The organism is Paracoccus sp. SSK6 (assembly GCF_039770665.1).
Taxonomy (GTDB): domain Bacteria; phylum Pseudomonadota; class Alphaproteobacteria; order Rhodobacterales; family Rhodobacteraceae; genus Paracoccus.
Genome location: NZ_JBDPNJ010000015.1, coordinates 34,933 through 60,804 on the forward strand (window position 1 = coordinate 34,933; position 25,872 = coordinate 60,804).

Annotated in this window: 28 protein-coding genes and 1 pseudogene; 13 read left to right on the plus strand and 16 right to left on the minus strand. The window is 65.9% G+C overall.

Features of this window, described 5'->3' with window-relative positions; all coding sequences use genetic code 11:
* Positions 1–33: 33 nt before the first annotated feature.
* Positions 34–1,146: a glutamate 5-kinase gene (gene proB, locus AAIL68_RS11440; protein WP_347139904.1), complete on the minus strand. Its 1,113-nt coding sequence runs from the start codon at positions 1,144–1,146 to the stop codon at positions 34–36.
* The gene (gene obgE, locus AAIL68_RS11445) at positions 1,134–2,165 is read right to left on the minus strand and encodes a GTPase ObgE (protein WP_347139905.1); all 1,032 of its coding nucleotides are present in this window, start codon (positions 2,163–2,165) and stop codon (positions 1,134–1,136) included. Before obgE ends, proB begins: the two co-directional genes overlap by 13 nt.
* A gap of 142 nt (positions 2,166–2,307) precedes the next feature.
* On the opposite strand from obgE, the pseudogene AAIL68_RS11450 reads away from it, so the two are divergent.
* The 5 genes and pseudogenes from AAIL68_RS11450 to AAIL68_RS11470 all read left to right on the plus strand — a co-directional run bounded on the left by AAIL68_RS11450 (position 2,308) and on the right by AAIL68_RS11470 (position 7,914).
* Positions 2,308–3,008: pseudogene (locus AAIL68_RS11450) on the plus strand (aquaporin).
* A gap of 60 nt (positions 3,009–3,068) precedes the next feature.
* Positions 3,069–4,469: a protein adenylyltransferase SelO gene (locus tag AAIL68_RS11455; protein ID WP_347139906.1), complete on the plus strand. Its 1,401-nt coding sequence runs from the start codon at positions 3,069–3,071 to the stop codon at positions 4,467–4,469.
* Positions 4,470–4,568: 99 nt separating this feature from the next.
* On the plus strand, positions 4,569–5,246 hold the full coding sequence (locus tag AAIL68_RS11460; protein WP_347139907.1) for an endonuclease/exonuclease/phosphatase family protein: 678 nt from the start codon (positions 4,569–4,571) through the stop codon (positions 5,244–5,246).
* Between the two features lie 68 nt (positions 5,247–5,314).
* Positions 5,315–6,589: a phosphopyruvate hydratase gene (eno, locus tag AAIL68_RS11465; RefSeq protein WP_347139908.1), complete on the plus strand. Its 1,275-nt coding sequence runs from the start codon at positions 5,315–5,317 to the stop codon at positions 6,587–6,589.
* A 203-nt stretch (positions 6,590–6,792) separates the two neighbouring features.
* A complete protein-coding gene (locus AAIL68_RS11470) occupies positions 6,793–7,914 on the plus strand; it encodes a TRAP transporter substrate-binding protein (protein WP_347139934.1) in 1,122 nt (373 codons plus the stop codon).
* A gap of 55 nt (positions 7,915–7,969) precedes the next feature.
* On the opposite strand, the gene AAIL68_RS11475 is transcribed toward AAIL68_RS11470, so the two are convergent.
* The 3 genes from AAIL68_RS11475 to selD form a co-directional block, all read right to left on the minus strand.
* Positions 7,970–9,829, minus strand: coding sequence for a TRAP transporter large permease subunit (locus tag AAIL68_RS11475; protein WP_347139909.1), 1,860 nt, complete (start codon positions 9,827–9,829; stop codon positions 7,970–7,972).
* Positions 9,826–10,470 (minus strand): TRAP transporter small permease subunit, encoded by a 645-nt coding sequence (locus AAIL68_RS11480; RefSeq protein WP_347139910.1) that lies wholly within the window; start codon positions 10,468–10,470, stop codon positions 9,826–9,828. The genes AAIL68_RS11475 and AAIL68_RS11480 overlap by 4 nt, the downstream gene beginning before the upstream one ends.
* A gap of 175 nt (positions 10,471–10,645) precedes the next feature.
* The gene (selD, locus tag AAIL68_RS11485; RefSeq protein ID WP_347139911.1) at positions 10,646–11,701 is read right to left on the minus strand and encodes a selenide, water dikinase SelD; all 1,056 of its coding nucleotides are present in this window, start codon (positions 11,699–11,701) and stop codon (positions 10,646–10,648) included.
* Positions 11,702–11,799: 98 nt separating this feature from the next.
* Here selD and hisF point away from each other — a divergent pair, with 98 nt between their 5' ends.
* The 5 genes from hisF to aat all read left to right on the plus strand — a co-directional run bounded on the left by hisF (position 11,800) and on the right by aat (position 15,477).
* Entirely contained in the window at positions 11,800–12,561 is a 762-nt protein-coding gene (gene hisF / locus AAIL68_RS11490) for an imidazole glycerol phosphate synthase subunit HisF (RefSeq protein ID WP_347139912.1), read from the plus strand.
* Positions 12,558–12,872, plus strand: a complete 315-nt coding sequence (locus AAIL68_RS11495) for a phosphoribosyl-ATP diphosphatase (RefSeq protein WP_347139913.1) — start codon at positions 12,558–12,560, stop codon at positions 12,870–12,872. The genes hisF and AAIL68_RS11495 overlap by 4 nt, the downstream gene beginning before the upstream one ends.
* A gap of 106 nt (positions 12,873–12,978) precedes the next feature.
* On the plus strand, positions 12,979–13,485 hold the full coding sequence (gene accB / locus AAIL68_RS11500; RefSeq protein WP_347139914.1) for an acetyl-CoA carboxylase biotin carboxyl carrier protein: 507 nt from the start codon (positions 12,979–12,981) through the stop codon (positions 13,483–13,485).
* Positions 13,486–13,492: 7 nt separating this feature from the next.
* A complete protein-coding gene (gene accC, locus AAIL68_RS11505; protein WP_347139915.1) occupies positions 13,493–14,839 on the plus strand; it encodes an acetyl-CoA carboxylase biotin carboxylase subunit in 1,347 nt (448 codons plus the stop codon).
* 8 nt (positions 14,840–14,847) lie between these two features.
* Positions 14,848–15,477: a leucyl/phenylalanyl-tRNA--protein transferase gene (aat, locus tag AAIL68_RS11510; RefSeq protein ID WP_347139916.1), complete on the plus strand. Its 630-nt coding sequence runs from the start codon at positions 14,848–14,850 to the stop codon at positions 15,475–15,477.
* Here the strand turns inward: aat and AAIL68_RS11515 are convergent.
* The 5 genes from AAIL68_RS11515 to AAIL68_RS11535 form a co-directional block, all read right to left on the minus strand.
* A complete protein-coding gene (locus AAIL68_RS11515) occupies positions 15,444–15,794 on the minus strand; it encodes a DUF2155 domain-containing protein (RefSeq protein WP_347139917.1) in 351 nt (116 codons plus the stop codon). The genes aat and AAIL68_RS11515 overlap by 34 nt on opposite strands.
* Complete coding sequence (gene mlaD / locus AAIL68_RS11520) at positions 15,791–16,258, minus strand: outer membrane lipid asymmetry maintenance protein MlaD (protein WP_347139918.1); 468 nt, start codon at positions 16,256–16,258, stop codon at positions 15,791–15,793. Before mlaD ends, AAIL68_RS11515 begins: the two co-directional genes overlap by 4 nt.
* Entirely contained in the window at positions 16,259–16,633 is a 375-nt protein-coding gene (locus tag AAIL68_RS11525) for an NADH:ubiquinone oxidoreductase subunit NDUFA12 (RefSeq protein WP_347139919.1), read from the minus strand.
* 102 nt (positions 16,634–16,735) lie between these two features.
* Positions 16,736–18,001: an ATP-dependent Clp protease ATP-binding subunit ClpX gene (gene clpX, locus AAIL68_RS11530; protein WP_347139920.1), complete on the minus strand. Its 1,266-nt coding sequence runs from the start codon at positions 17,999–18,001 to the stop codon at positions 16,736–16,738.
* A 152-nt stretch (positions 18,002–18,153) separates the two neighbouring features.
* Positions 18,154–18,786 (minus strand): ATP-dependent Clp protease proteolytic subunit, encoded by a 633-nt coding sequence (locus AAIL68_RS11535; protein ID WP_347139921.1) that lies wholly within the window; start codon positions 18,784–18,786, stop codon positions 18,154–18,156.
* 154 nt (positions 18,787–18,940) lie between these two features.
* Here AAIL68_RS11535 and pth point away from each other — a divergent pair, with 154 nt between their 5' ends.
* From pth to AAIL68_RS11550, 3 genes are read left to right on the plus strand one after another with little or no spacing between them, the layout of a single operon-like run.
* Entirely contained in the window at positions 18,941–19,639 is a 699-nt protein-coding gene (gene pth / locus AAIL68_RS11540; protein ID WP_347139922.1) for an aminoacyl-tRNA hydrolase, read from the plus strand.
* Positions 19,640–19,698: 59 nt separating this feature from the next.
* On the plus strand, positions 19,699–20,073 hold the full coding sequence (locus tag AAIL68_RS11545; RefSeq protein WP_347139923.1) for a DUF2237 domain-containing protein: 375 nt from the start codon (positions 19,699–19,701) through the stop codon (positions 20,071–20,073).
* Positions 20,060–20,659 (plus strand): DUF4893 domain-containing protein, encoded by a 600-nt coding sequence (locus AAIL68_RS11550; protein ID WP_347139924.1) that lies wholly within the window; start codon positions 20,060–20,062, stop codon positions 20,657–20,659. Before AAIL68_RS11545 ends, AAIL68_RS11550 begins: the two co-directional genes overlap by 14 nt.
* A gap of 6 nt (positions 20,660–20,665) precedes the next feature.
* On the opposite strand, the gene trpB is transcribed toward AAIL68_RS11550, so the two are convergent.
* The 6 genes from trpB to rpsA form a co-directional block, all read right to left on the minus strand.
* A complete protein-coding gene (gene trpB / locus AAIL68_RS11555) occupies positions 20,666–21,892 on the minus strand; it encodes a tryptophan synthase subunit beta (RefSeq protein WP_347139925.1) in 1,227 nt (408 codons plus the stop codon).
* A gap of 32 nt (positions 21,893–21,924) precedes the next feature.
* On the minus strand, positions 21,925–22,371 hold the full coding sequence (locus AAIL68_RS11560; RefSeq protein WP_347139926.1) for a GNAT family N-acetyltransferase: 447 nt from the start codon (positions 22,369–22,371) through the stop codon (positions 21,925–21,927).
* Positions 22,368–23,000, minus strand: a complete 633-nt coding sequence (locus tag AAIL68_RS11565) for a phosphoribosylanthranilate isomerase (RefSeq protein ID WP_347139927.1) — start codon at positions 22,998–23,000, stop codon at positions 22,368–22,370. The genes AAIL68_RS11560 and AAIL68_RS11565 overlap by 4 nt, the downstream gene beginning before the upstream one ends.
* A gap of 2 nt (positions 23,001–23,002) precedes the next feature.
* Positions 23,003–23,419, minus strand: a complete 417-nt coding sequence (locus AAIL68_RS11570) for a LapA family protein (protein WP_347139928.1) — start codon at positions 23,417–23,419, stop codon at positions 23,003–23,005.
* 57 nt (positions 23,420–23,476) lie between these two features.
* Positions 23,477–23,761 carry an integration host factor subunit beta gene (gene ihfB, locus AAIL68_RS11575; RefSeq protein ID WP_347139935.1) on the minus strand — a complete coding sequence of 95 codons (285 nt, stop codon included), beginning with the start codon at positions 23,759–23,761 and terminating at the stop codon, positions 23,477–23,479.
* A 212-nt stretch (positions 23,762–23,973) separates the two neighbouring features.
* The gene (rpsA, locus tag AAIL68_RS11580) at positions 23,974–25,653 is read right to left on the minus strand and encodes a 30S ribosomal protein S1 (RefSeq protein WP_347139929.1); all 1,680 of its coding nucleotides are present in this window, start codon (positions 25,651–25,653) and stop codon (positions 23,974–23,976) included.
* Positions 25,654–25,872: the final 219 nt, after the last annotated feature.

Here is a 25,872-nt window from a genome sequence, read left to right on the forward strand (position 1 = left end):
CTTGGCGCCCCGGTGCAGGGCCGGGGCGTCTTGCTACAGGGCCATGTCGTCGCGATGGACCAGGGCGGCGCGACCGGTATATCCCAGAAGTTCCTCGATCCGGTCGGAACGGTGGCCCGCGATACGCCGCGCCTCATCGGCGGTATAGCGGGTCAGGCCGGTCGCCAGCGTCTCGCCCGAGGGGCCGGTGATCGCCACCGGGTCGCCCCGGCCGAACTCGCCCACGACCGTACGCACCCCTGCGGGCAGCAGCGACTTGCCACGACCCAATGCCTCGACCGCGCCTTGGTCAACCACCAGCGCGCCCTTCGGCTTCATTGCAGCGATCCAGCGTTTGCGCGCAACCTGCGGATCGCTTTCGGGCAGGAACCAGCTGCAACGCGCCCCGTTCGCCACCGCCGACAGGGGCCGCATGACCGACCCTTCGGCAATCGCCATGGCGCAACCCCCGGCAATCGCCGTGCGCGCGGCCATCAGCTTGGTCTTCATCCCGCCCTTGGACAGGCCAGACACCGGATCGCCGCCCATGGCCTCGATTTCCGGGGTCAGTTGCTCGATCACTGGAAGGTGGCGAGCGGTCGGGTCGGTCTTGGGATTGGCGGTGTAAAGCCCGTCCACGTCCGACAGCAGCAGCAACTGGTCCGCCCCGCAGGTCACGGCGATCTGGGCGGCCAGCCGGTCGTTGTCGCCGAAGCGGATCTCGTCGGTCGCCACCGTGTCGTTTTCGTTGACGATGGGCACGACGCCCAGCGACAGCAGCGTCTGCATGGTCGCGCGGCTGTTGAGGTAACGGCGGCGGTCCGCGCTGTCCTCCAGCGTCAGCAGCACCTGCGCGGTGCTCACGCCATGGGGGGCCAGCGCCTCCTCATAGGCGCGCGCCAGCCGGATCTGGCCCACGGCGGCTGCGGCCTGCGCCTGTTCCAGCGGCAGGGCACCGCCGGGCAAACCCAGCACCCGACGTCCAAGGGCGATGGACCCGGACGACACCAGCACCACATCGCAGCCGCGCATCCGCCATTCGGCAACGTCGTCGCACAAGGCCCGCAGCCAGTCGCCGCGCAAGCCGTTTTCATCCACCAGCAGCGCCGAACCGACCTTGACGACCAGCCGCCGCGCCTGCGTCAACGTCGGGCTTACGGCTGCCATGGCGCCTCGGGTTCGGACTTGGCGGCGCGGCGGGTCGGTTCGATCTGCGACCAGAGCGCGCGCAGAACCTCGGTCACGCCCAGCTTGGCCACGCCCGACATCAACAGGACGGGACCGCCGATCTCGGCCTCCAGCGCGGCCTTGCGTTCGGCAATCGTCTCATCGTCAAGCGCGTCGATCTTGTTCAGCGCCGTCACGCGCGGCTTCTGCATCAGGACGGGGGAATAGGCCTCAAGCTCGGTCAGGATGGTGCGGGCATCCGTCGCCACATTCTCGGAGGTGCCATCGACCAGATGCAGCAGCACGTTGCTGCGTTCGACATGGCCCAGGAACTGGTCGCCCAGGCCCCTGCCCTCGCTGGCGCCCTCGATCAGGCCGGGGATGTCGGCCATGACGAACTCGTATCCGTCGATGCCGACCACGCCCAGGTTCGGGTGCAGCGTGGTGAAGGGGTAATCCGCGATCTTGGGCCGGGCGTTCGACACGGCGGCCAGAAAGGTCGATTTCCCGGCATTGGGCAGCCCCACCAGCCCCGCATCCGCGATCAGCTTCAGCCGCAGCCAGATCGTGCGTTCGACCCCCGGCTGGCCCGGATTGGCATTGCGCGGGCTGCGGTTGGTCGAGGTCTTGAAATGCAGGTTCCCCCAGCCGCCATTGCCGCCACGCGCCAGCAGCACCCGCTGGCCGGGTTCGGTCAGGTCGGCGATGACGGTTTCCTCATCCTCCTCCAGGATCTCGGTCCCGACCGGCACCTTCAGGGTGATGTCCTCGCCCGACTTGCCGGTCATCTGGCTGCCCATGCCGTGCTGGCCGGATTTGGCGAAGAAATGCTGCTGATAGCGGAAATCAATCAGGGTGTTCAGCCCGTCCACCGCCTCGGCCCAGACATCGCCGCCATTGCCGCCGTCGCCGCCATCGGGCCCGCCATATTCGATGAACTTCTCGCGCCGGAAGGACACGCAGCCCGCGCCGCCCCCGCCCGAGCGGATATAGACCTTGGCAAGATCGAGGAATTTCATGGCGCAGGCTCCTGTTCAAGGGAATGCGATACGCGCCCGCGCCTGCGCGTTCAAGAGGCGCAAGCGTCTTGCAAATTAACTCACGACTCCGTCATTGAATCTGGGGATCCCGAATGGACCCGCTTCTGTGTGGAGAGTAATCATGTCAAGCAAAGCATTGGCCGAATTCATCGGCACCTTCATCCTTGTGTTTTTCGGCGTCGGTTCGGCGGTCCTGATGGGCGCCCATATCGGTTTCCACGGCATCGCCATGGCTTTCGGCCTGTCCATCGTCGCCGCGGCCTATGGCCTGGGCGCGATTTCGGGCGCGCAGTTGAATCGGCGGTGTCGCTGGGCTTCCTGACCTCGGGCCGGATGGGCGGGGGCGATTTCGTCGCCTATTGCATCGCGCAGATCCTGGGGGCGCTGGCGGCTGCGGCGGTTGTCTATGTCATTGCCTCGGGCAAGGCGGATTATTCCATCGCGCAGAACGGCCTGGGCCAGAACGGCTGGGGCACCGGCTATAACGGCGGCTATACGATGCTTTCGGCCCTGGTGTTCGAATTCGTGGCGACCTTCCTGTTCGTGACCGTCATCTTGGGCGCCACGCAGACCGACGCGCCCGCAGGCTTTGGCGGCCTGGCCATCGGGTTGACGCTGGCCGGGATCCACCTGGTGAGCATCGACGTGACGGGCGTGTCGGTAAACCCCGCGCGCTCCATCGGGCCGGCGGTCTTCGTGGGCGGCCAGGCGCTGTCGCAACTGTGGCTGTTCATCCTGGCGCCGCTTGCTGGCGGAGCCGTTGCGGGCGCGCTGCATAGCGCGGGCATCACCCGGTCGCCGCATGTGAAGCCGCGCGGCTGACGGCCCCGCCCCTTTTTCCGCAAGCCTCCTGCCCCTAGATGAAAGGGACAGGAGGCCCCGATGATCCATTTCGACAACAGCTATGCCCGCCTGCCGCAGGGCTTTTTTGCCCGCGTCGCGCCTACCCCCGTGGCCGAGCCCCGCCTGCTGGCGCTGAACGAAGGGCTGGCGCACCGGCTGGGCCTGGATGCGGCCTGGCTGTCCGGCCCGGAAGGCGTGGCGATGCTGGCGGGAAATGCCGTCCCGCAGGGGGCCGAGCCGATTGCCCAGGCCTATGCGGGCCACCAGTTCGGCGGCTTCGTGCCTCAGCTTGGCGACGGGCGCGCGGTCCTGCTGGGCGAGGTCGTGGCCCCCGATGGCGCGCGCTTCGACATCCAGTTGAAGGGCAGCGGACCGACGCCCTTTTCCCGGCGCGGCGACGGGCGGGCCTGGGTGGGGCCGGTGCTGCGCGAATACATCGTCAGCGAATTCATGCACGCGATGGGCGTGCCCACCACCCGCGCCCTGGCGGCTGTCGCAACCGGCGAAACCGTTTGGCGCGAACAGGGGCTGCCGGGCGCAGTCCTGACCCGCGTGGCCTCCAGCCATATCCGCGTCGGCACCTTCCAGTATTTCGCCGTCCGGGGGCAGGAGGACGCCTTGGCCGCGCTGACCGACCACGTCATTGCCCGCCATTATCCGACCGCGAACGGCCCCCTGTCGCTGCTGGATCATGTCATCGCGCGTCAGGCCGAAACCATCGCGCATTGGATGGCTCTTGGCTTCATCCATGGGGTGATGAACACCGACAACATGGCGGTGTCGGGCGAGACCATCGACTATGGCCCCTGCGCCTTCATGGACGCCTATCACCCCGATACGGTGTTTTCGTCCATCGACCGGGGCGGGCGCTATGCCTGGGCGCAGCAGCCGCAGATCGCGGTCTGGAACCTGGCGCAGCTTGCCACCTGCCTGATCCCGCTGATGGGCGAGCGTGACGCCGCCATCGAGGCCGCAACGAAATCCGTCCACGCCTTCGCGCCCCTTTATCAGGCCGCATGGCGGCGGCGTTTCGGCGAAAAGCTGGGCCTGACCGAAGCTGCCGACGTGCAGCCCCTGACCGAACGCCTGCTGACCATGATGGCGCAGCAGCGGGCCGACTTCACCCGCGTCTTTGCCGGGCTTTCCGATGGCAGCGCGCGGGATGAATTCATCGACCGCGATGTCTTCGACGCCTGGGCCAGGGACTGGCAGGCCCAAAACCCCGATCCCGACCTGTTGCGCCACGCAAACCCCCTCCGCATCCCGCGCAACCACCGGATCGAGGAGGCGATTGCCGCCGCCGTGACAGGCGACCTTGGCCCCTTCCGGCGGTTGTTCGATGCCGTGACGCATCCCCGAGAGGGACGCGCCGACTGGAACGACCTGGCCGATGCGCCCCGGTCCGAACAGATCGTTCACCAGACCTTCTGCGGCACCTGATTAAAACGCAGGCAAGGAATGGCGGGCGCGCGCGATCCGCTTGCAGCGCCCCGGCCGCCGGCTATCCTGCGACCGGCACCCAAGGGCAATATCTCGTTGTTGAGACTGGCAAGTTACAATCTTCACAAATGTCGCGGGCTGACGGGTCCGCACGCACCTGAACGCAATCTTGCGGTCATCGCCGCCTTGAAGCCCGACATCATCGCCCTGCAAGAGGTCGATTTCCGCCTTGGCGCCCGCCCCGAGGCCCTGCCCCGCCGCCTGATCCGCGACGCGACGGGACTGGTTCCGGCGGACATGACGACCACCGGCGAAAACTCTCTGGGCTGGCACGGGCAGACGATCCTGATGCGGCCGGATCTGGCCGAACAGGCGGTGCTGCGCCGCCTGCCCCTGCCGGGGCTGGAGCCACGCGGGGCGGTCGTGTTGCGGCTGCCGCGCCTGACGGTGATCGGCGTCCATTTGGGCCTTGCCCGGTCCTCGCGCCGGGCGCAACTGGCGCGGATCACGGCGCAGGCGGCGCGGATCGCGGATGACAACATCGTCATGATGGGCGATTTCAACGAATGGCATGACAGCCGGGGCCTGGAATCCCTTGCCGGGTTCCGGGTCGTCGCGCCCGGCCCCTCCTATCCGGCGCCGATGCCACGGCTGCGCTTTGACCGGATCGCCATGTCACAACACCTGAACCTGCTGGACTGCGGCGTCTTTAGGGGCGCTCAGGCCCGCGACGCCTCCGATCACCTGCCGATCTGGGCCGAGATCGAGCAGCCCTGAAGTTTCAGCTTCCGGCCTGCCCTTGCGGCAGCTAAGAAGGCGCCGACACGAAACATCAGGGGGCACTCATGACCGCCATCATCGACATTTATGCACGCGAGATCCTGGACAGCCGGGGCAACCCGACGGTCGAGGTCGATGTGACGCTGGAGGACGGCACGCTGGGCCGGGCGGCGGTGCCCTCGGGGGCGTCCACGGGCGCGCATGAAGCGGTGGAAAAGCGCGACGGCGACAAGGCGCGCTACATGGGCAAGGGCGTGCTGGAGGCCGTGGCCGCCGTGAACGGCGAGATCGCCGAGGCCCTGATCGGCGAGGACGCGACCGAACAGCGCGCCATCGACGCGATGATGTGCGAACTGGACGGCACCCCGAACAAGGGCCGGCTGGGCGCCAACGCCATCCTGGGCGTGTCGCTGGCCGTGGCCAAGGCGGCGGCGGATGCCTGCCAGCAGCCGCTGTATCGCTATGTCGGCGGCACGAGCGCGCGGATCCTGCCGGTGCCGATGATGAACATCATCAATGGCGGCGAACATGCCGACAACCCCATCGACATCCAGGAATTCATGATCATGCCGGTCAGCGCGGAAAACATCCGCGATGCCGTGCGCATGGGCTCGGAAGTCTTCCACACGCTGAAGAAGGAGCTGTCGGCGGCGGGCCTCGCCACCGGCGTGGGCGACGAGGGCGGCTTTGCCCCGAACCTGTCCTCCACCCGCGACGCCCTGGACTTCATCCTGCGCGCGGTCGAGAAGGCCGGCTACAAGCCCGGCGACGACATCATGCTGGCGCTGGATTGCGCCTCGACCGAATACTTCAAGGGCGGCCGCTACGAGATGAAGGGCGAGGGCAAGTCGCTCTCCTCCGCCGAGAACGTGGACTACCTGGCAGCCCTTTGCGCCGACTACCCGATCCTGTCGATCGAGGATGGCTGCGCCGAAGACGACTGGGAAGGCTGGAAGCTGCTGACCGACCGCCTGGGCGCGTCGGTGCAGCTGGTCGGCGACGACCTGTTCGTGACCAACCCCGCACGTCTGGCCGAAGGCATCGCCAAGGGCTGCGGCAACAGCCTGCTGGTCAAGGTCAACCAGATCGGCACCCTGTCGGAGACGCTCGACGCGGTGCGGATGGCGGATCGCGCGGGCTATACCAGCGTCATGTCCCACCGCTCGGGCGAGACCGAGGACGCCACCATCGCCGATCTGGCGGTCGCCACCAACTGCGGCCAGATCAAGACCGGCAGCCTCGCCCGGTCCGACCGGCTGGCGAAATACAACCAGCTGATCCGCATCGAGGAGATGCTGGGCGCCACGGCGGAATACGCAGGCCGCAGCATCCTGCGCTGACCGCCTGACCGCCTGACCGCCGCAAGAAAGGGCCGCCCCCGCGCAAATGCGGGGGGCGGCTTTGTTTTTTCCGGCTCCTGTACGCTCGCCACTCGACAGGCGGCAATCGCGGGGTAAACTGCACCCATTCGGGGCAAAGACCCCGTTGGGCAGCGATCCCGATTGCCCTGACCGGAGGAGAGTTCATGAAAGATTCCAAGACCCTGCATCGCAGGTCGTTTCTGACCACGGCATCGGTCGGCGGCGTCGCCGCCGCAGCGGGCGCCACGCTGGCGGCCCCTGCCATCGCGCAGGAAGCGCCCACCATCAACTGGCGGGTGGCCTCGTCCTTTCCGAAATCGCTCGACACGATCTATGGCGGCGGCGAGGAGATTGCGCAGCGCCTGAAGGAAGCATCCGACGGCAAGTTCAACATCCAGGTCTTTGCGGCGGGCGAGATCGTTCCGGGTCTGGACGCCATCAACGCCGCAGGCGACGGCACGGTGGAATGCGCCCATTCGGTCGGTTACTACAACTGGGGCAAGGATCCGGCCTTCGCCTGCGGCGCCGACCTGCCCTTCACCTTCAGCGCGCGGGCGAAGGCGGCCTATAACTATCACGGCGGCGGGATCGACCAGTTCAACCAGTTCCTGGAAACGGTCAATCTGGTGGCTTTCCCCGCCGGAAACACCGGCGTCCAGATGGGCGGCTGGTACCGCAAGGAAGTGAACACCCTTGCCGACATGCAGGGCCTGAAGATGCGCATCTCCGGCCTGGCCGGGCGCGTCGTCGAAAAGCTTGGCGTGGTTCCGCAGCAGATCGCGGGCGGCGACATCTATCCGTCGCTGGAAAAGGGCACCATCGACGCGGCCGAATGGGTCGGCCCCTATGACGACAACAAGCTGGGCTTCCAGAAGGTCGCGCCCTATTACTATTACCCCGGTTTCTGGGAAGGCGGGCCGACGGTCAGCTTCTTCGTCAACAAGGCGAAGTATGACGAACTGCCCGACAGCTACAAGGCGCTGCTGCGCACCTGCTGCCAAGCGGCCGACCAGAACATGCTGGCGAAATACGACTTCAAGAACCCGACCGCGCTGAAGGAACTGGCCGCGTCGGGCGCGCAGTTGCGGTCGTTCAGCGAAGAGATCATGAATGCCGCCTTCGAGGCCGCGAACGAGGTTTATGCCGAACTGTCGGCGGAAAACGAACATTTCAAGCGGCAGTACGAGGCGCAGCTGCAGTTCCGCGACGACTGGTACCTGTACAACCAGACGGCGGAATACACCTTCGACACCTTCATGATGATCCAGCAGCGCAACGGCAAGCTGGCCCCCGAGCAGGGCTGACCCGATCATCCGCAACAGCAGAAAGGCCGGGCATTTGCCCGGCCTTTTTCTTGTGTCAGTTGCTGCCGCCCAGTCCTGGCGGCGGCCCGCCCAGGCCAAGCCCGCCTGATGACGGTGCGGGCTGCGGCGCGGCTGGCGCAGGCGCGCCAAGCCCCGGCGGGGGCGAGCCCAGGCCCGGCGGCGTGCCGCCAAGGCCACCCGATGGAGCCGCCGTACCGCCACCCGCCGGAGCCTGCTGTCCGAAGGGCGATCCCAGGCCGCCCAGGGATCCGAAGCCCCCGGTGCCGCCCGATCCGCCCAGGCCGCCCGCCGGGATCTCCAGCCGGACGTTCGAGGTATCGACCGGGGCGCCCTTGTAGTGCATGACCAGGCCTGGGAAGGCGATCACGACGCCGATCATCACGATCTGGATGACGACGAACGGCACCGCGCCCCAATAGATCTGGCTGCTCTTCACCGGGGCCATGCGCTTCTTCGTGACCTTGTCGATATATTCGGTCCTGGGCGCGACCGACCGCAGGTAGAACAGCGCGAATCCGAAGGGCGGGTGCATGAAGGCCGTCTGCATGTTCACGCCCAGGATCACGCCGAACCAGATCAGGTCGATGCCCAGAGCCTCGGCCGCGGGGGCCAGCAGCGGCACGATGATGAAGGCCAGTTCGAAGAAATCCAGGAAGAAGGCCAGGAAGAACACCAGGATCGACACGACGATCAGGAAACCGTATTCGCCCCCCGGCAGCGATGTCAGCAGATGTTCGACCCACAGGTGGCCGTTCACGCCATAGAAGGTCAGCGAAAAGACGCGCGCCCCGATCAGGATGAACATCACGAAGGCCGACAGCCGGGTCGTCGCGTAAAGCGCCTGCCGGACCACGTCCATGGTCAGCCGGCGCTTGATGCCGGCCATGAACAGCGCGCCCACGGCCCCCATGGCACCGCCTTCCGTCGGGGTGGCGATGCCCAGGAAGATCGTGCCCAGCACCAGAAAGATCAGCGCCAGCGGCGGGATCAGCACGATGATGACCTGCTGGGCCAGCCGCGACATCATGTTGAGGCCCGAGGTCTTGTCGATCAGCGCCACGACATAGATCACCGTGACCGCGATCACCAAGCCCCAGATCGGGGCATCGGCGGCGTGGGTCGGCCCCAGCCAGCGCGCCGTCAGCCAGAAGATGCCTGCCGCCACGGCGAGGGCCACGGCCAGCGAGGTCACGCCCGAGCCCAGCGTCCGCGCCTCTTTCGGAAGGGCGGGCAGGTAATGCGGGCGGATGATCGACACCACGAAGATATAGGCCATGTAGAAGCCCGTCAGCACCAGGCCGGGGATCAGCGCGCCCTTGTACATGTCGCCCACCGACCGGCCCAGCTGGTCGGCCAGCACGATCAGCACCAGCGAGGGCGGGATGATCTGCGCCAGCGTGCCCGACGCCGCGATGGTGCCCGAGGCGATCCGCCGGTCATAGCCATAGCGCAGCATGATCGGCAGAGAGATCAGGCCCATGGCGATCACCGATGCCGCGACGACCCCGGTGGTCGCCGCCAGCAGCGCGCCGACGATGATGACCGCATAGGCAAGCCCGCCCCGGATCGGGCCGAACAACTGGCCGATCGTGTCCAGCAGATCCTCGGCCATGCCGGATTTTTCCAGCACGATGCCCATGAAGGTGAAGAAGGGGATGGCCAGCAATGTCTCGTTGGCGACGACCCCTCCGAAGAAGCGGTCGGGCAGCGCGCCCAGAAGCGGCCAGGAAAGGTTGATCGAGCCGCCCGACAGCGGCGCAAGCTCCACCCCTATGACGAAGAACAGCAATCCGTTGGCAGCCAGGGCAAAGGCCACGGGATAGCCGATCAGCAGGAACACGATCAGCGAAACGAACATGATCGGCGCCATGTTCTGCGCGATAAGCTCCATCATTTGCGGATGTCCTCGCGCGTCTTGTCCACAGGCAGATCGGTCATCGGGTGGTCGGGATCGACGAACCCGGCCTGCTGCAACAGTTCCTCGTCCAGATCCAGGGGGGCGTGATGCCCAGTGGGCGCGTGAAAGTCAGGGATGATCCCGCGCATCACGGCGATCTTCTTGATGATCTCGGATATGCCCTGCAGCAGCAGCAGCACGAAGCCCGCGAACAGCAGCGCCTTGGCGGGCCACAGGATCAGCCCGCCCGCGTTCATCGACATTTCGCCCGTGCGGAAGGACCGCGCCAGCCAGGGCCAGGTCAGCCACAGGGTCAGCAGGACGAAGGGCATCAGGAAGAAGATATGGCCCAGAAGCTCGATCCAGTGCTGAACCCGGCGCGACCATGTGGCAAAGACGATGTCGATGCGGATATGTTCGTTTTCCAGCAGCGTATAGGCCGCAGCCAGCAGGAAGGCCGCGCCGTAAAGATACCACTGCAATTCCAGCCAGGCGTTGGATGACACGCTGAAGGCCTTGCGGATGATGGCGTTTATGGCGCTGACGAATATCGCCAGAAGGATCAGCCAGGATACGTTCCTGCCGATCACGGTATTGACGCGGTCGATGCCGCGCGACAGGGCCAAAAGGCCACCCATTGAAACCCCCTTGTGGTTGGCCTTCCTGATCCGGCCAGCTTCTTGTGCCTTCGCGGTATGCGCGAAGGCCAAAAACCGGTCAAGAATTTCCGCAAGTTGGACGTTTCGTCAGGATCGCCGGACAGACGGCAGGGCCGTTTCGCAACTGACGGCAGGGCCGTGAAACGTTGCCCGATCAGGCGACGACAAGCCGCCCCTGACCCTGCATGGCGCGTCCGATCACCGCGGCCTCGGCAAAGCCGTGTTCGCGGAAGATCTGCAGGGCCGCGTCCGCCTCGGCCTCGGCGCAGGCGACCAGCAACCCGCCGCTGGTCTGGGGATCGGTCAGCAGGGCGCGGTCGGTATCGGCAAACCCGTCGGGCAGCGCGACCTCGGCCCCATAGCTGGCCCAGTTGCGGCCCGAGGCTCCGGTGACGAAGCCCTGCCCCGCCAGGTCGCGCGCGCCTGCCAGCAACGGTACGGCGGCCCAGTCCAATCGCAGTTCGCAGCCCGACCCGCGCGCCATCTCCAAGGCGTGACCCGCAAGGCCGAAACCCGTCACGTCGGTCATCGCGTGGACGCCCGGCAGCCGCGCCAGATCGGGGCCAGGGGTGTTCAGCTTCGTCGTGGCCGCGATCATCGCGGCATATCCATCGGCGGACAGCGCCTCTTTCTTCAGCGCGGCCGACATGACGCCCACGCCCAGCGGCTTGCCCAGGATCAGAACATCGCCGGGACGCGCGCCGCTGTTGCGTTTCACATGCGCCGGATCGACAAGGCCCAGGGCCACAAGGCCATAGATCGCCTCGACCGAATCGATGGTGTGGCCGCCGCCGATGGGGATCCCTGCGTCGCGGCAGGCGGTCGCGCCACCTTCCAGGATGCGGGCGATGGTTTCGCCCGAGAGGGTGTTGATCGGCATTCCCACCAGCGACAGCGCCATGATCGGCGTGCCGCCCATGGCATAGACATCGCTGATCGCGTTGGTTGCGGCGATGCGGCCGAAATCCAGCGGATCGTCCACGATGGGCATGAAGAAATCGGTCGTGGCCACCAGGGCCTGCCGGTCGTTCAGCAGATAGACCGCCGCGTCGTCCGAGGTCTCGATGCCGACCAGCAGCGCCTCGGGAACCGGCAGCATCGCGGTGCCGCGCAACAGTCCCGTCAGCACCCCCGGCGCGATCTTGCAGCCGCAACCGCCGCCATGGGACAATGAGGTCAGGCGGGGTTCGGTCATTTGCTGGTCGTCCATCGGGGCCTCCATTGGTTGGCAGCCACGGTATCACCGGCAAATCGCATCTTCAACGAAGGGCGGTTTGCGCATAGGACAGTCCTGCAAGGAGAAGGCCCATGCTGAAAACCCGCATCATCCCCTGCCTGGACGTGGCCGATGGCCGCGTCGTCAAGGGCGTCAACTTCGTGGACCTGATCGACGCAGGCGACCCGGTCGAGGCCGCGCGCGCCTACGACGCCGCCGGCGCCGACGAGATCTGCTTCCTGGACATCCACGCCACCCATGAAAACCGGGGCACGATGTTCGACCTGGTGACGCGGACGGCGGAACAATGCTTCGTCCCGCTGACCGTGGGCGGGGGCGTGCGGACGCATGAGGACGTGCGGGCGCTGCTGCTGGCGGGGGCCGACAAGGTCAGCTTCAATTCCGCCGCCGTGGCGAACCCCGATGTGGTGGCCCAGGCCGCCGACCGCTTCGGCAGCCAGTGCATCGTCGTGGCCATCGACGCCAAGACCGTCGCGGACGGCCGGTGGGAGATCTTTACCCATGGCGGCCGCAAGCCCACCGGAATCGATGCCGTCGAGTTCGCCCGGCAGGTCGAGGCCAAGGGCGCGGGAGAGATCCTGCTGACCAGCATGGACCGCGACGGCACGCGGGCGGGCTTCAACATCCCCCTGACCCGCGCCATCGCGGACGCGGTGAACATTCCCGTGATCGCATCTGGCGGCGTGGGCACGCTGGACCACCTGGCCGAGGGCGTGACGGAAGGCCATGCCAGCGCGGTGCTGGCGGCGTCCATCTTCCACTTTGGCACCTTCACCATCGCCGAAGCCAAGGCCCACATGGCCGCATCCGGCATCCCCATGAGGCTGACATGAGCGCGCTCCACGACCTTGCCGCCACCATCGCCGCCCGCAAATCCGCCGATCCCGACAGCAGTTGGACGGCCAGGCTGCTGGCGAAAGGCCCCGAGAAATGCGCCGAGAAGTTCGGCGAGGAAGCGGTCGAGGCCATTATCGAGGCCGTCAAGGGCGACCGCGCCCGCCTGACATCCGAGGCCGCCGATGTGGTCTTCCATCTGCTGGTGATGCTGGCCGCCCGCGACGTGACGCTGGCCGATGTGGAAGCGGAACTGGACCGGCGCGCAGGCATGTCGGGCCTGGCGGAAAAGGCGGCCCGGTTGCCCTAAGGTCAACACGGTGCCTCAAACCCTTTTCCTTGACCGGGCTTGGGGTCTATAAGCGGGCAAATTGTTGCGGCCGGGCCGCGACCGAATAAACATGGCAGAGGACCGCATGAGCAACGATTCCCAGAACGGCAAGCATCACGAAGGCGACGTGGCTTTCATCCAGTCACTGGCGGAACTGCTCAATTCAAGTGATCTGTCGGAACTGTCGGTCAAGCGCGAATACGGCGAACACGACCGCCTGACGGTCAGCCTGTCCAAGCATGGCAAGCAGGTGACCTATTCCGCACCTGCCCCGTTGGCCGCCCCCGCGATGGCGGCTGCCCCCGCTGCCGCCCCCGCAGCCCAACTGCCTGCGGTCAGCGAAGACCCGGCAAACCTGCCCGGCGCCGTGACCTCTCCCATGGTCGGCACCGCCTATCTTTCGCCCGAACCGGGTGCCGCGCCCTTTGTCCAGATCGGTCAGGCCGTGGCCGAAGGCGACACGCTGCTGATCGTCGAGGCGATGAAGACCATGAACCACATCCCCGCCCCCCGCGCGGGCGTGGTCAAGCGCATCCTGATCGACGACGGCACCCCGGTCGAATTCGGCGCGCCCCTGATGGTCGTCGAGTGAGGCGGGCATGTTCGACAAGATCCTGATCGCCAACCGGGGCGAGATCGCGCTGCGCGTGATTCGCGCCTGTCGTGAAATGGGCATCGCATCGGTCGCGGTTCATTCCACCGCCGATGCGGATGCCATGCATGTCCGCATGGCCGACGAATCCGTCTGCATCGGCCCCGCGCCGTCATCGGCCAGCTATCTGTCCATGCCCGCCATCATCTCGGCCTGCGAGATCACGGGCGCGCAGGCGATCCATCCGGGCTATGGCTTCCTGTCGGAAAACGCCGCCTTCGTGCAGATGGTGGAAGACCACGGCATCACCTTCATCGGCCCGCGCGCGGAACATATCCGCATCATGGGCGACAAGATCACCGCCAAGGACACGATGAAGAACCTGGGCGTGCCCTGCGTGCCCGGCAGCGACGGCGGCGTCGATGACGTGGACACCGCGCGCAAGGTCGCGGCCGAGATCGGCTATCCGGTCATCATCAAGGCCACGGCAGGCGGCGGCGGGCGCGGCATGAAGGTCGCCCATGACGGCGCGGGGCTTGAGGTCGCCTTCCGCACCGCGCGGGCGGAAGCCAAGGCCGCCTTCGGCAACCCCGATGTCTATATCGAAAAATACCTGCAGAAGCCGCGCCACATCGAGATCCAGGTCTTCGGCGACGGCAAGGGCCGCGCGGTCCATCTGGGCGAACGCGACTGTTCGCTGCAACGCCGCCACCAGAAGGTTCTGGAGGAAGCCCCCGGCCCCGTCATAACGCCGGAAGAACGCGCCCGCATCGGCAAGATCTGCGCCGACGCCGTGGCCCGGATCGGCTATGCCGGCGCCGGCACCATCGAGTTCCTGTATGAGGACGGCAAGTTCTATTTCATCGAGATGAACACCCGCCTTCAGGTCGAACATCCCGTGACCGAGGCGATCTTCGGCGTGGACCTTGTCCGCCAGCAGATCCTGGTCGCCTCGGGCGCCGAGATGGAGTTCCGCCAGGAAGACCTGTCGATTCGCGGCCATTCGATCGAGGTGCGGATCAACGCCGAGAAGGTGCCCGGCTTCTCGCCCTGCCCCGGCCGGATCACGCAATATCATGCGCCGGGTGGCCTGGGCGTGCGGATCGACTCGGCGCTTTATGACGGCTATTCGATCCCGCCCTATTACGACAGCCTGATCGGCAAGCTGATCGTCCACGGTCGCGACCGGGCCGAGGCCCTGGCCCGGCTGGACCGCGCGCTGGGAGAGCTGATCGTGGACGGCATCGACACCACCGTGCCGCTGTTCACCGCGCTGCTGCAGGAACCCGACATCCTGGCGGGCAACTATTCGATCCACTGGCTGGAACGCTGGCTGGATCAGAAGTTCGGCTGAACGCCGCCATGCTGACCGCCGCGCGACTGCTGCAAGGCTATGCGCGCGGGGTCTTTCCCATGGCCGAAAGCGCGCATGATCCGCGCCTTTTCTGGTACGACCCGCCGCTTCGGGGGATCCTGCCGGTGGGCGGGGTCCATGCCTCTCGCTCCCTGCTGCGGGATCTGCGTCGGGGCGGCTGGTCGGCGCATCTGGACGGCGATTTCGATGCCGTGGTGACGGCCTGCGCGGATCGCGAAACGACCTGGATCAACGCGCCGCTGGTGCGGCTCTACCATCAGCTTTATCGGGCAGGTCACGCCCATGCCCTGGAAATCCGGCATGAGGGCGTCTTTGCAGGCGGCATCTTCGGCGTGACCCTGGGGGCGGCGTTCTTCGGAGAATCCATGGTGTCGGCCCGGCCTAACGGGTCCAAGATGGCGCTTCTGTGGATGTCCAGCCATCTGGCGCGCTGCGGCTTCACCCTGTTCGACACGCAGTTCCTGACGCCCCATCTGGCGCGGATGGGCGGCCAGGAAATCCCGAGAGAGGATTACCACCTGCTGCTGGCCGAGGCCTTGTCCCGACGAGCCAGCCTGTCAGCGCATCCCTTGCCGTCAGCCGATCAGCTTTGGCAGGAAATCACCCAGACATCGTAGCGGGTGTCGTCCAATGCGGACAGCGCGGGCGATGACGCGATCATCCAGCCGCTGAACAACGTGACGTTCTGCGCGGTGTCGGTGATGGTCAGTTGCGCATAGGCGTCAGAACTGGGATCGCCCGCCGGATAGCGGCATTCACCCAACCGAACCTCCAGCCGGCCATAGCGGACGGCCTGCCCGACCTGGATGGGCAGGTCGGTGGTTCGACCGGAAATCTTGTCCAGCCCGCGCAGCAGAGCGCCATCGGCCCGCGCGACCTGTTGCGCGGCAACCGGGGTTGCCAGCGCCGCCATCAACAGGGCAGCCCGGATCACCGCTGGTCCCCTTCGTCCTGGGCCTGGCTGTCCACGAATTTCATCATCAGCGACAGCAGGCTCACGGCGCCCTGCACGTCCTCGATCTCGTCGCCGGGGGCAAGGTTCTCGGGGCTGCCGCCCGGCTGGATCTGGATATAGGCCCCGCCCAGCAGCCCGTCCGTCTGGATCAGCGCCGCGCTGTCGGAGGGCAAGGCGATCCCGTTCGGGATCGTCAGCCGCGCATCGGCCATATAGGTCTGGGGGTTCAACTGGACATCCGACACGCGGCCGACACGAACTCCGGCAAGGCGAACCTCGGTTCCCACGGCAACCCCGTCCACGTCGGGAAAGGATGCCCTGATCTCGTAGCCGGACTCGCGCGCGAAGCTTTCGCCAAAGCCCCAGATCAGGAACCCGGCGGCAACCGCCAGCACGGCGGCACCGGCCAGAAGCTCGGCCCGATGCTCGACCGCAGGCGTCATTTATTCAGGCTGCCACGCATCATAGTCGCGCCGCTTGGGCTGGTCCGCATGATACAGCGAACCCTCGGGGTAATAGGCGCCGGGCGTCCCGGTCTGGTTTTCCCGATGCGGCTTTTCCCAGGGCTTGTGCTGCAGGGGCGCCTTGGTGGGCGGTTCGTTCCAGGTGTGGTGCAGCCAGCCATGCCATTCGGGGCTGACGCGGCTGGCCTGGGATTCGCCATTATAGATCACCCAGCGGCGCGAACCGTCCTTGTTCTGGTAGAAGACGTTGCCCTCGGCATCCTCGCCCACCTTGATGCCGTTCCGCCAGGTCCAGAACTGGGTGTTGATCGTCTGGCTGTTCCACCAGGTCAGGACGCGAAGCAGGAAGGACATGGACGGAAACCTCTTGGTCGTGGCTGGCGCAGGTATGGCGCAAAGCGCGGCGAAGATCCAGCCTGCCCGCGCATCGCGTCAGGGGCCTTGCGGCCCCTGCCGTCAGCCTGCCGAGGCCGTTTCCTTTTTCGGATCGGCGTGGATCAGCAAGGGCTTGGTCGCGGTGTTGTCCACGGCCTCCTCGTTCACCACGACCTCCTCGACGCTGTCCATGCCGGGCAGTTCGAACATGGTGTCCAGCAGGATGTCCTCCATGATCGACCGCAGCCCGCGCGCGCCGGTCTTGCGCTTGATCGCGCGCCGGGCGATGGCCTGCAGCGCATCGTCCGTGAAGGTCAGCTGCACGCCTTCCAGGTCGAACAGGCGCTGATACTGCTTGACCAAGGCGTTCTTCGGCTTGGTCAGGATGATGATCAGCGCTTCCTCGTCCAGGTCGGTCAGCGTCGCGATGACCGGCAGACGGCCCACGAATTCCGGGATCAGACCGAATTTCAGCAGATCCTCGGGCTCAAGTTCCTTGAACAGCTCGCCCACGCCGCGGTCGTCGTTTTCCTTGACCGAGGCGCCGAAGCCCATCGCCGTGCCCTTGTTGCGCTGCGCGATGATCCGGTCGAGGCCCGCGAAGGCGCCGCCGCAGATGAACAGGATGTTGGTCGTGTCCACCTGCAGGAATTCCTGCTGCGGATGCTTGCGCCCGCCCTGCGGGGGAACGCTGGCGACCGTGCCTTCCATGATCTTCAGCAGGGCCTGCTGCACGCCCTCGCCCGACACGTCGCGGGTGATCGAGGGGTTGTCGGACTTGCGGGTGATCTTGTCCACTTCATCGATATAGACGATGCCGCGCTGCGCGCGCTCGACATTGTATTCCGAGGCCTGCAGCAGCTTCAGGATGATGTTCTCGACATCCTCGCCCACATAACCGGCTTCGGTCAGCGTGGTGGCATCCGCCATGGTGAAGGGCACGTCGAGGATACGGGCCAGGGTCTGCGCCAGCAGCGTCTTGCCGCAGCCGGTCGGGCCGATCAGCAGGATGTTGGACTTGGCAAGCTCGATATCGCCCTTGGCGCCATGGTTCAGCCGCTTGTAGTGGTTGTGGACCGCCACCGACAGCACCCGCTTGGCATGTTCCTGGCCGATCACGTAATCGTCCAGGACCGCGCAGATTTCCTTGGGCGTCGGCACCCCGTCACCCGATTTCAGACCCGAGGACTTGGTTTCCTCGCGGATGATGTCCATGCACAGCTCGACGCATTCGTCGCAGATGAACACGGTCGGGCCCGCGATCAGCTTGCGCACCTCATGCTGGCTCTTGCCGCAAAAGCTGCAATAAAGCGTGTTCTTGCTGTCACTGCCGGACTGGTTCGCCATCGTCCACGTTCCTTGATTGCCGCCGGTCTGCCGACCCGCGAACGACACCGGTTTCCCCGCGCCGCATCTGAATTGACCGTGGCGAGCGGACCGCCACGGCGTCTGTCCTTTATGTTAGGGTTGACGCGCGCCCGTCACAATCCCCAACAGGTCTATTTCTTTTCGGGTTCCGCCTTGCCGCGCGGGGCCACGACCTCGTCGATCAGGCCCCATTCCCTGGCTTCCTCGGGCGACATGAAGCGGTCGCGCTCCAGCGCCTCCTCGACCTCCTCAAGGCTGCGGCCCGTGTGGGTCACATAGATCTCGTTCAACCGGCGCTTCAGCTTTTCCGTCTCGCGCGCGTGGATCAGGATGTCGGTGGCCTGGCCCTGGAAACCGCCGGACGGCTGGTGGACCATCACCCGACTGTTGGGCAAGGAATAGCGCAGCCCCGGTTCGCCCGCCGCCAGCAGCAGCGACCCCATGGACGCGGCCTGCCCCACGACCAGCGTGGACACGCGCGGGCGGATATACTGCATGGTGTCATAGATCGACAGGCCCGAGGTCACGACGCCGCCGGGGCTGTTGATATACATGCTGATGTCCTTGGACGGGTTTTCCGCTTCCAGGAACAGCAGTTGCGCGCAGATCAGCGTGGACATGCCGTCATGGACCGGCCCCGAGACGAAGATGATCCGTTCCTTGAGCAGCCGCGAGAAGATGTCATAGGCCCGTTCCCCGCGAGAGGTCTGTTCGACCACCATGGGAACGAGGGTGTTCATGTAGAATTCTGCCGGATCGCTCATCGTCTGTCCTTGCCTTGTGTTCCCTGTTCCCGCGATTCGTCAGGGCGCTTGTCCCATCTGTTAGCCGCGAAAGGTTGACAGAGTCTTAGTAACGGGCAAGGTCCGCCGCAAGGCATGGAACGAAACTTGCCCCATCGGGCAGCAGGAGGCAGAGGTGAAGCTGATCGTCGGTCTGGGCAATCCCGGCTCGAAATATGCGGCGAACCGCCACAATATCGGCTTCATGGCCGTGGACCGGATCGCCGCCGACCATGGTTTTTCGCCGTGGAAGGCGCGTTTTCAGGGGCTTGTCGCGGAAGGGCGGCTGGGTGCCGCCCGCGTCACCCTGCTGAAGCCGCAGACCTTCATGAACCTGTCGGGCCAATCCGTGGGCGAGGCGATGCGCTATCTGAAGCTGACCCCGTCCGAGGTGATCGTGATGCATGACGAACTGGACCTTGCTCCCGGCAAGTGCCGCGTCAAGCAGGGCGGTGGGCACGCAGGCCATAACGGGCTGCGGTCGATCCACCAGCATATCGGCGCCGATTACGGCCGGGTCCGGCTGGGGATCGGGCATCCGGGCCACAAGGACCGGGTCGCGGGCTATGTCCTGTCGGACTTCGCCAAGGCGGACGCGGGCTGGCTGGACGACCTGCTGCGCGGCGTCTCGGACGGGGCCGAGGCCCTGGCCCAGGGCGACGGCCCGCGCTTCCAGAACGCGGTGGCCGCGCGGATGCAGCCCGCGCGCAACAGCGGCACCCGGCCTGCGGCGGAAAAGCCCTCGCCTGCCCCGGCTTCCACCCCCATCCCGGCCGAGCCTGCCAGCCTGGCGGACAAGCTGCGGCAGTTGACCGACCGCTTCCGGCAGTCGTGATCGCCCCGGGCTTGGCGGCGCCGGTACGCGGTTGTACCCTGTCCGGGGGAGGATGCGTCATGGAACCATCGCTGAACGTGCTGGGAACCCGGCTGGAGCCATGCTCGATGAAGCCGCTGACCGGGTTCTATCGCAACGGCTGCTGCGACACGGGACAGGGCGACGCGGGCAGCCACACCGTCTGCGTCATCGTGGATGCGGAATTCCTGGTGCTGTCGAAATATCTGGGCAACGACCTGTCCACGCCCCGGCCCGAGTTCCGCTTCGACGGACTGAAGCCCGGCGACCGCTGGTGCCTCTGCGCGGCGCGGTTCCTGCAGGCCGCGCAGGAATTCGGCGCGCCCAAGGTGGTGCTGGAATCCACTCATGCCCGCGCCCTGGACATTATCCCACTGGAGCTGCTGCGCGCCCATGCCTTTGATGCGCAAAGCTGATCTTTTCGCGGTCGTGCTGTGCCTGCTGCCTGCGGCGGGCCAGTCGCAGCAGCTTGCCGACGGCATGGTCCTTCGCGCCGACGACGCGCGCAGGCTGGCCGAATACCACATGGCGGCGGGCGAAGCGCTGCTGGATGCCTTCGGGGGCGGCGATCCGGCTGATCTGGCGATCCTGGCCGATGCCCTGCACGGCGACCCGCTGCCGCCGGATCAGGCCAGGGCGGCGATGCCGGGCGATTGGTCCTGCCGGACGATCAAGGTGGGGCGCCTGCTGCCGATCACCGTCTATCAGCCGTTCCGCTGCCGGATCGGCCCCGATGGCAGCCTGGAAAAGCTGACGGGTTCGCAGCGGACCAAGGGGCAAATCCACCAGGACGGGGACCGGCTGGTCTATCTGGGCACCGGCTTCATCGCGGGAGACACGCCGCCGGCCTATGCCGACTTGCCGCCTTCCGCCGACACTTCGGACCCGCAGAGGGTGGCGGAAGTGGGCGTGGTCGAGATGATCGACGAAAACAGGGGCCGGGTGATGTTCCCCGACCCCTATCTGGAATCCCGCTTCAATATCCTGACGCTAAGCCGTTGAGGCAGATCAGACTTTGATGTCGAAGCCCAGGTGCTTGGCGACCGTGAAGATGTCCTTGTCGCCGCGCCCGCACATGTTCATCACGATCAGGTGGTCGCGCGGCAGGCCGGGGGCGATCTTCATCACATGGGCCAGGGCGTGGCTGGGTTCCAGCGCCGGAATGATGCCTTCCTGTTCGCAGCACAGCTGGAACGCAGCCAAGGCCTCGTCATCGGTGATGCTGACATATTCGGCGCGGCCCGTGTCGTTCAGCCAGGCATGTTCCGGCCCGATGCCGGGATAATCCAGCCCCGCGCTGATCGAATGACCCTCCAGGATCTGCCCGTCATCGTCCTGCAGCAGATAGGTGCGGTTGCCGTGCAGCACGCCCGCCCGCCCGCCCGAGAGGCTGGCGCAATGTTCCATCCGGTCGTCCACGCCCTTGCCGCCGGCCTCGACCCCGATGATGCGAACCGAGGTGTCGTCCAGGAAGGGATAGAACAGCCCCATCGCGTTCGACCCGCCGCCGATGGCCGCGACGATGGTGTCGGGCAGGCGCCCTTCGCGCGGCAGGATCTGTTCCTTGACCTCTTTCCCGATGATCGACTGGAAATCGCGCACCATGGCCGGATAGGGGTGCGGGCCCGCGACCGTGCCGATGCAATAGAAGGTGTCGCGCACATTGGTCACCCAATCGCGCAGCGCGTCGTTCATCGCGTCCTTCAGCGTGCCACGACCCGACGTGACGGGCACGACCTCGGCCCCCAGCAGGCGCATCCGAAAGACGTTCGGAGCCTGACGCTCCACATCCGTGGCGCCCATATAGACGATGCATTTCAGGCCGAAGCGCGCGCAGACGGTCGCGGTTGCCACGCCGTGCTGGCCCGCGCCGGTTTCGGCGATGATACGCGTCTTGCCCATGCGGCGCGCCAGCAGGATCTGGCCCAGCACGTTGTTGATCTTATGCGCGCCGGTGTGGTTCAGCTCGTCCCGCTTCAGATAGATCTTGGCGCCGCCCAGATATTCAGTCAGTCGTTCCGCGAAATAGAGCGGCGAGGGACGGCCGACGTAATGCGTCCACAGGTCGTCCATCTCGGCCCAGAAGGCGGGGTCGGTCTTGGCGCGCTCGTATTCGGCCTCAAGGTCCAGGATCAGCGGCATGAGCGTCTCGCTGACGAAGCGGCCGCCATAGATGCCGAACCGGCCCTGTTCGTCGGGACCGGTCTTGTAGCTGTTCACCAGATCATCTGCCATGGGACGCGCCTTCGCTGGATATGCTTGGAAGCCTAAAGGGCTTTCTTATAGCCGATATGGCTGGGGGTGAAGCCCAGGCGGTCATAGAAGCGATGCGCAGCGACCCGCGACCTGTTCGTGGTCAGTTGCATCTGGCGGCACCCCGCGTCACGCGCGCGCCGTTCGGCATCTGCCATCAGTTGCGTTCCGATCCCCGCACCCCGCCGGTCCGAGGCAACCCGGACGCTCTCGATCTGGGCGCGGCGGGCCCCGGCCAGGGAAAGCCCTGGGATGAGGACAAGCTGATAGCAGGCCACGATTTCGTCACCCATCAGCCCGACGATCAGATGATTGTTCCCTTGGGCCTGCATGGCGTCGAAGGCTGCAAGGTAGACGCCCATGTCCATCGACTCGCGGGCCTGGCCCAGCATGTCGTCCGCCAGCAATGCCGCGACAGCCGGAACATCGTCGCGGCCTGCGGGGCGGAACCGGAGGGTCATTGCGCCGCCGCGACAAAGGCGCGGATCAGCCCTTCGTCCTTCACGCCCGGCTCGATCTCGACGCCCGAGGAGACATCGACGGCGGGGGCGCCGGTCAGGCGGATCGCCTCGGCCACGTTCTGCGCGGTCAGGCCGCCCGCCAGCATCCAGGGGCGCAGCCACTTGCGCCCCACCAGCAGCCGCCAGTCGAAGGACAGGCCATTGCCGCCGGGAAGATCGGCCCCCTTCGGCGGCTTGGCATCGACCAGCAGCATGTCCGCCACCAGCCCGTAATCGGTCAGCGCGGGCAGATCCGACGGATCAGACAGGCCCACGGATTTCATCACCGGCAGGCCGGTCAGCGCCTTGACGGCGGCGACCCGGTCCGGTGTCTCGGTTCCATGAAGCTGGATGATGTCCAGCGGCACCTGCGCCAGTGTGGCGTTCAGCATGGCGTCGTCGGGATCGACGAACAGGCCGACGCGCGCCACGCCGACAGGCACATGCGGCATCAGGTCGGCCGCCTCGGTGACAGAGACCGCGCGCGGCGACTTCGGAAAGAAAACGAACCCGACATAGCGCGCCCCGGCCTCGGCCGCGGCGGCGATATGTTCCGGCCTGCGCAGCCCGCAGATCTTGACCTGTGCCATCGTCAGCGGCTGGCAGGCAGCGTGGTGCCTGCGGCGGGCTGGGCCGGGGCAACCGAGGCGGCGGGTGCGGCTTTCGGCCGGTCCAGGATCGCCAGAACCTCGTCCTTGGGCGCGGCGTGACGATGGCGCAGGTGGCCGACCTCGTTTTCCAGCCGGGCGGCGCGGTCGGCATGGACACGCGCCTCTTGCCGGATACGCGCCTCTCGCAGCCATTCCCAGATCAGGCCCGCCAGCATTCCCAGCGCGAAGGCCAGAAAGATGACCAGGAACAGCGGCAGATCGACCGACCAGCGCCCGCCGAGATACTGCCCGAAATTCGCGGGAAAGGCCGACAGGGTGACGGTATCGCGATTGGCCAGCGCGACCGCGACCAGAACAATCGCCAGGGCCGCGATGAAGATCAGACGAAGAAAGCGCATCGGTAATCCTTGCTTGCAGCCGTGGGCACGGCACATCCCGGCGATGTTCTACGCCTGTCAGGCGTCCCCGTTCAACCGGTCGCGCAGCAGTTTTCCGGTCTTGAAGAACGGAACGGCCTTCTGGTCAACCTCGACCGCCTCGCCCGTCCGGGGGTTGCGGCCGGTCCGGGCATCGCGCTTCTTGACCGAAAAAGCCCCGAAACCCCGAAGCTCCACCCGGTCGCCGCGCGCCATGGCGTCGATGATCTCCTCGAAGACCGTGTTCACGATCCTCTCGACATCTCGCCGAAAGAGGTGCGGATTTTCGTCAGCGATAAGCTGGATCAGTTCGGAACGGATCATCATCCCCCCAGGTGGCGTAACGGCTGCACGGCGTCGTTCGCAGGGCTTGCGACAAATAGGCAACGCAGGAAAAGGTTCCAAGTTTCATAGCGATGCCAGTTTTGGCCGTGACGCGCAAGAGAGGTGAAGGCCCCTCGCCCACTGATCGGACAAGAAAAAGCCCGCCCCCGGTCAGGCCGGAGGCGGGCAATGTCACGTCGCTGATGCCGCGATCAGCGGTCGCGGTTCAGCGCGGCGCCCAGGATGTCGCCCAGCGAGGCACCCGAGTCGGACGAGCCGTACTGGTCGATGGCTTCCTTTTCCTCGGCGATTTCGCGCGCCTTGATCGACAGGCCCAGGCGGCGGGTTTTGGTGTCGATGTTGGTGACGCGGGCATCGACCTTGTCGCCGACGCCGAAACGCTCGGGGCGCTGGTCCTGGCGGTCGCGGGCCAGATCCGAACGGCGGATGAACGACTTGACGCCGTTGTATTCCACCTCGATCCCGCCATCCTCGATCGCGGTCACCTCGACGGTGACGACCGAGCCACGCTTCACGCCGTCAACGGCTTCGGCCATGTGCTCGTTTTCCAGGGCCTTGATCGACAGGCTGATGCGTTCCTTCTCGACATCCACGTCCTGGACGACGGCTTTGACCACGTCGCCCTTGCGGAAGTCCTGGATCGCGTCCTCGCCACGGGTATCCCACGAGATGTCCGACAGGTGGACCATGCCGTCGATATCGCCTTCCAGGCCCACGAACAGACCGAATTCGGTGATGTTCTTGACTTCGCCCTCGATGACGGTGCCCGACGGATGGGTTTCCGCAAAGACTTCCCACGGGTTGCGCTGCGTCTGCTTCAGGCCCAGCGACACGCGGCGCTTGGCCTCGTCGATCTCCAGCACCATCACTTCGACTTCCTGAGAGGTCGAGACGATCTTGCCCGGATGGACGTTCTTCTTGGTCCAGCTCATTTCCGAGACGTGGACCAGACCCTCGACACCGGCTTCCAGTTCGACGAAGGCGCCGTAGTCGGTGATGTTGGTCACGCGGCCCTGGTGGACCGAACCGATCGGGAACTTGTCGCCCACGGTATCCCACGGATCGGCCTGCAGCTGCTTCATGCCCAGGCTGATGCGGTGGCTGTCCTTGTTGATCTTGATCACCTGGACCTTGACGGTCTCGCCGATGTTCAGGATCTCGGACGGGTGGTTGACGCGGCGCCAGGCCATGTCGGTGACGTGCAGCAACCCGTCAACGCCGCCCAGGTCGACGAAGGCACCGTATTCGGTGATGTTCTTGACGACGCCGTTCACGGTCTGGCCTTCGGTCAGGTTGGCGATGACCTCGGCGCGCTGTTCGGCGCGGCTTTCTTCCAGGATGGCGCGGCGCGACACGACGATGTTGCCACGGCGGCGGTCCATCTTCAGGATCTGGAACGGCTGCTTCAGGCCCATCAGCGGGCCGGCGTCGCGGACGGGGCGCACATCCACCTGCGAACCGGGCAGGAAGGCCACGGCGCCGCCCAGATCGACGGTAAAGCCGCCCTTGACGCGGCCGAAGATGGCGCCTTCGACGCGCTCTTCATCGGCATAGGCTTTTTCCAGGCGGTCCCAGGCTTCCTCGCGGCGGGCCTTCTCGCGGCTGATCGAGGCTTCGCCGCGGGCGTTTTCCACGCGGTCCAGATAGACCTCGACCTCGTCGCCCACCTTGATGTTGGGCTCTTCGCCGGGATTTGCGAATTCCTTCAGATCGACGCGGCCTTCCATCTTGTAGCCTACGTCGATGATGGCCTGGCCCGCCTCGATGGCGATGACGCGGCCCTTGACGACCGAACCTTCGTCCGGGGTGTCGATGTCGAAGCTTTCGTTTAGGAGGGCTTCGAATTCCTCCATGGTCGCTTTAGCGCACATATATGATCGGTTTCCTTTAAGTCGATTTCACTGGCCATGCGGTTGGCTCCGCCGGTCTTTATGGCGTCTTTCGGGAACGACAAAGGGTCGCGGCTTGGCGCCCGACCCGTTCAGATGCGGTCTGTTCTGACCCTGTCGCCCAAAGACTGGCGGTATATAGTCGCGTTTGGCCCGCAACTCAACGCAAAAGTGTTGAAAGGCTTGGATATGTCTGACTAG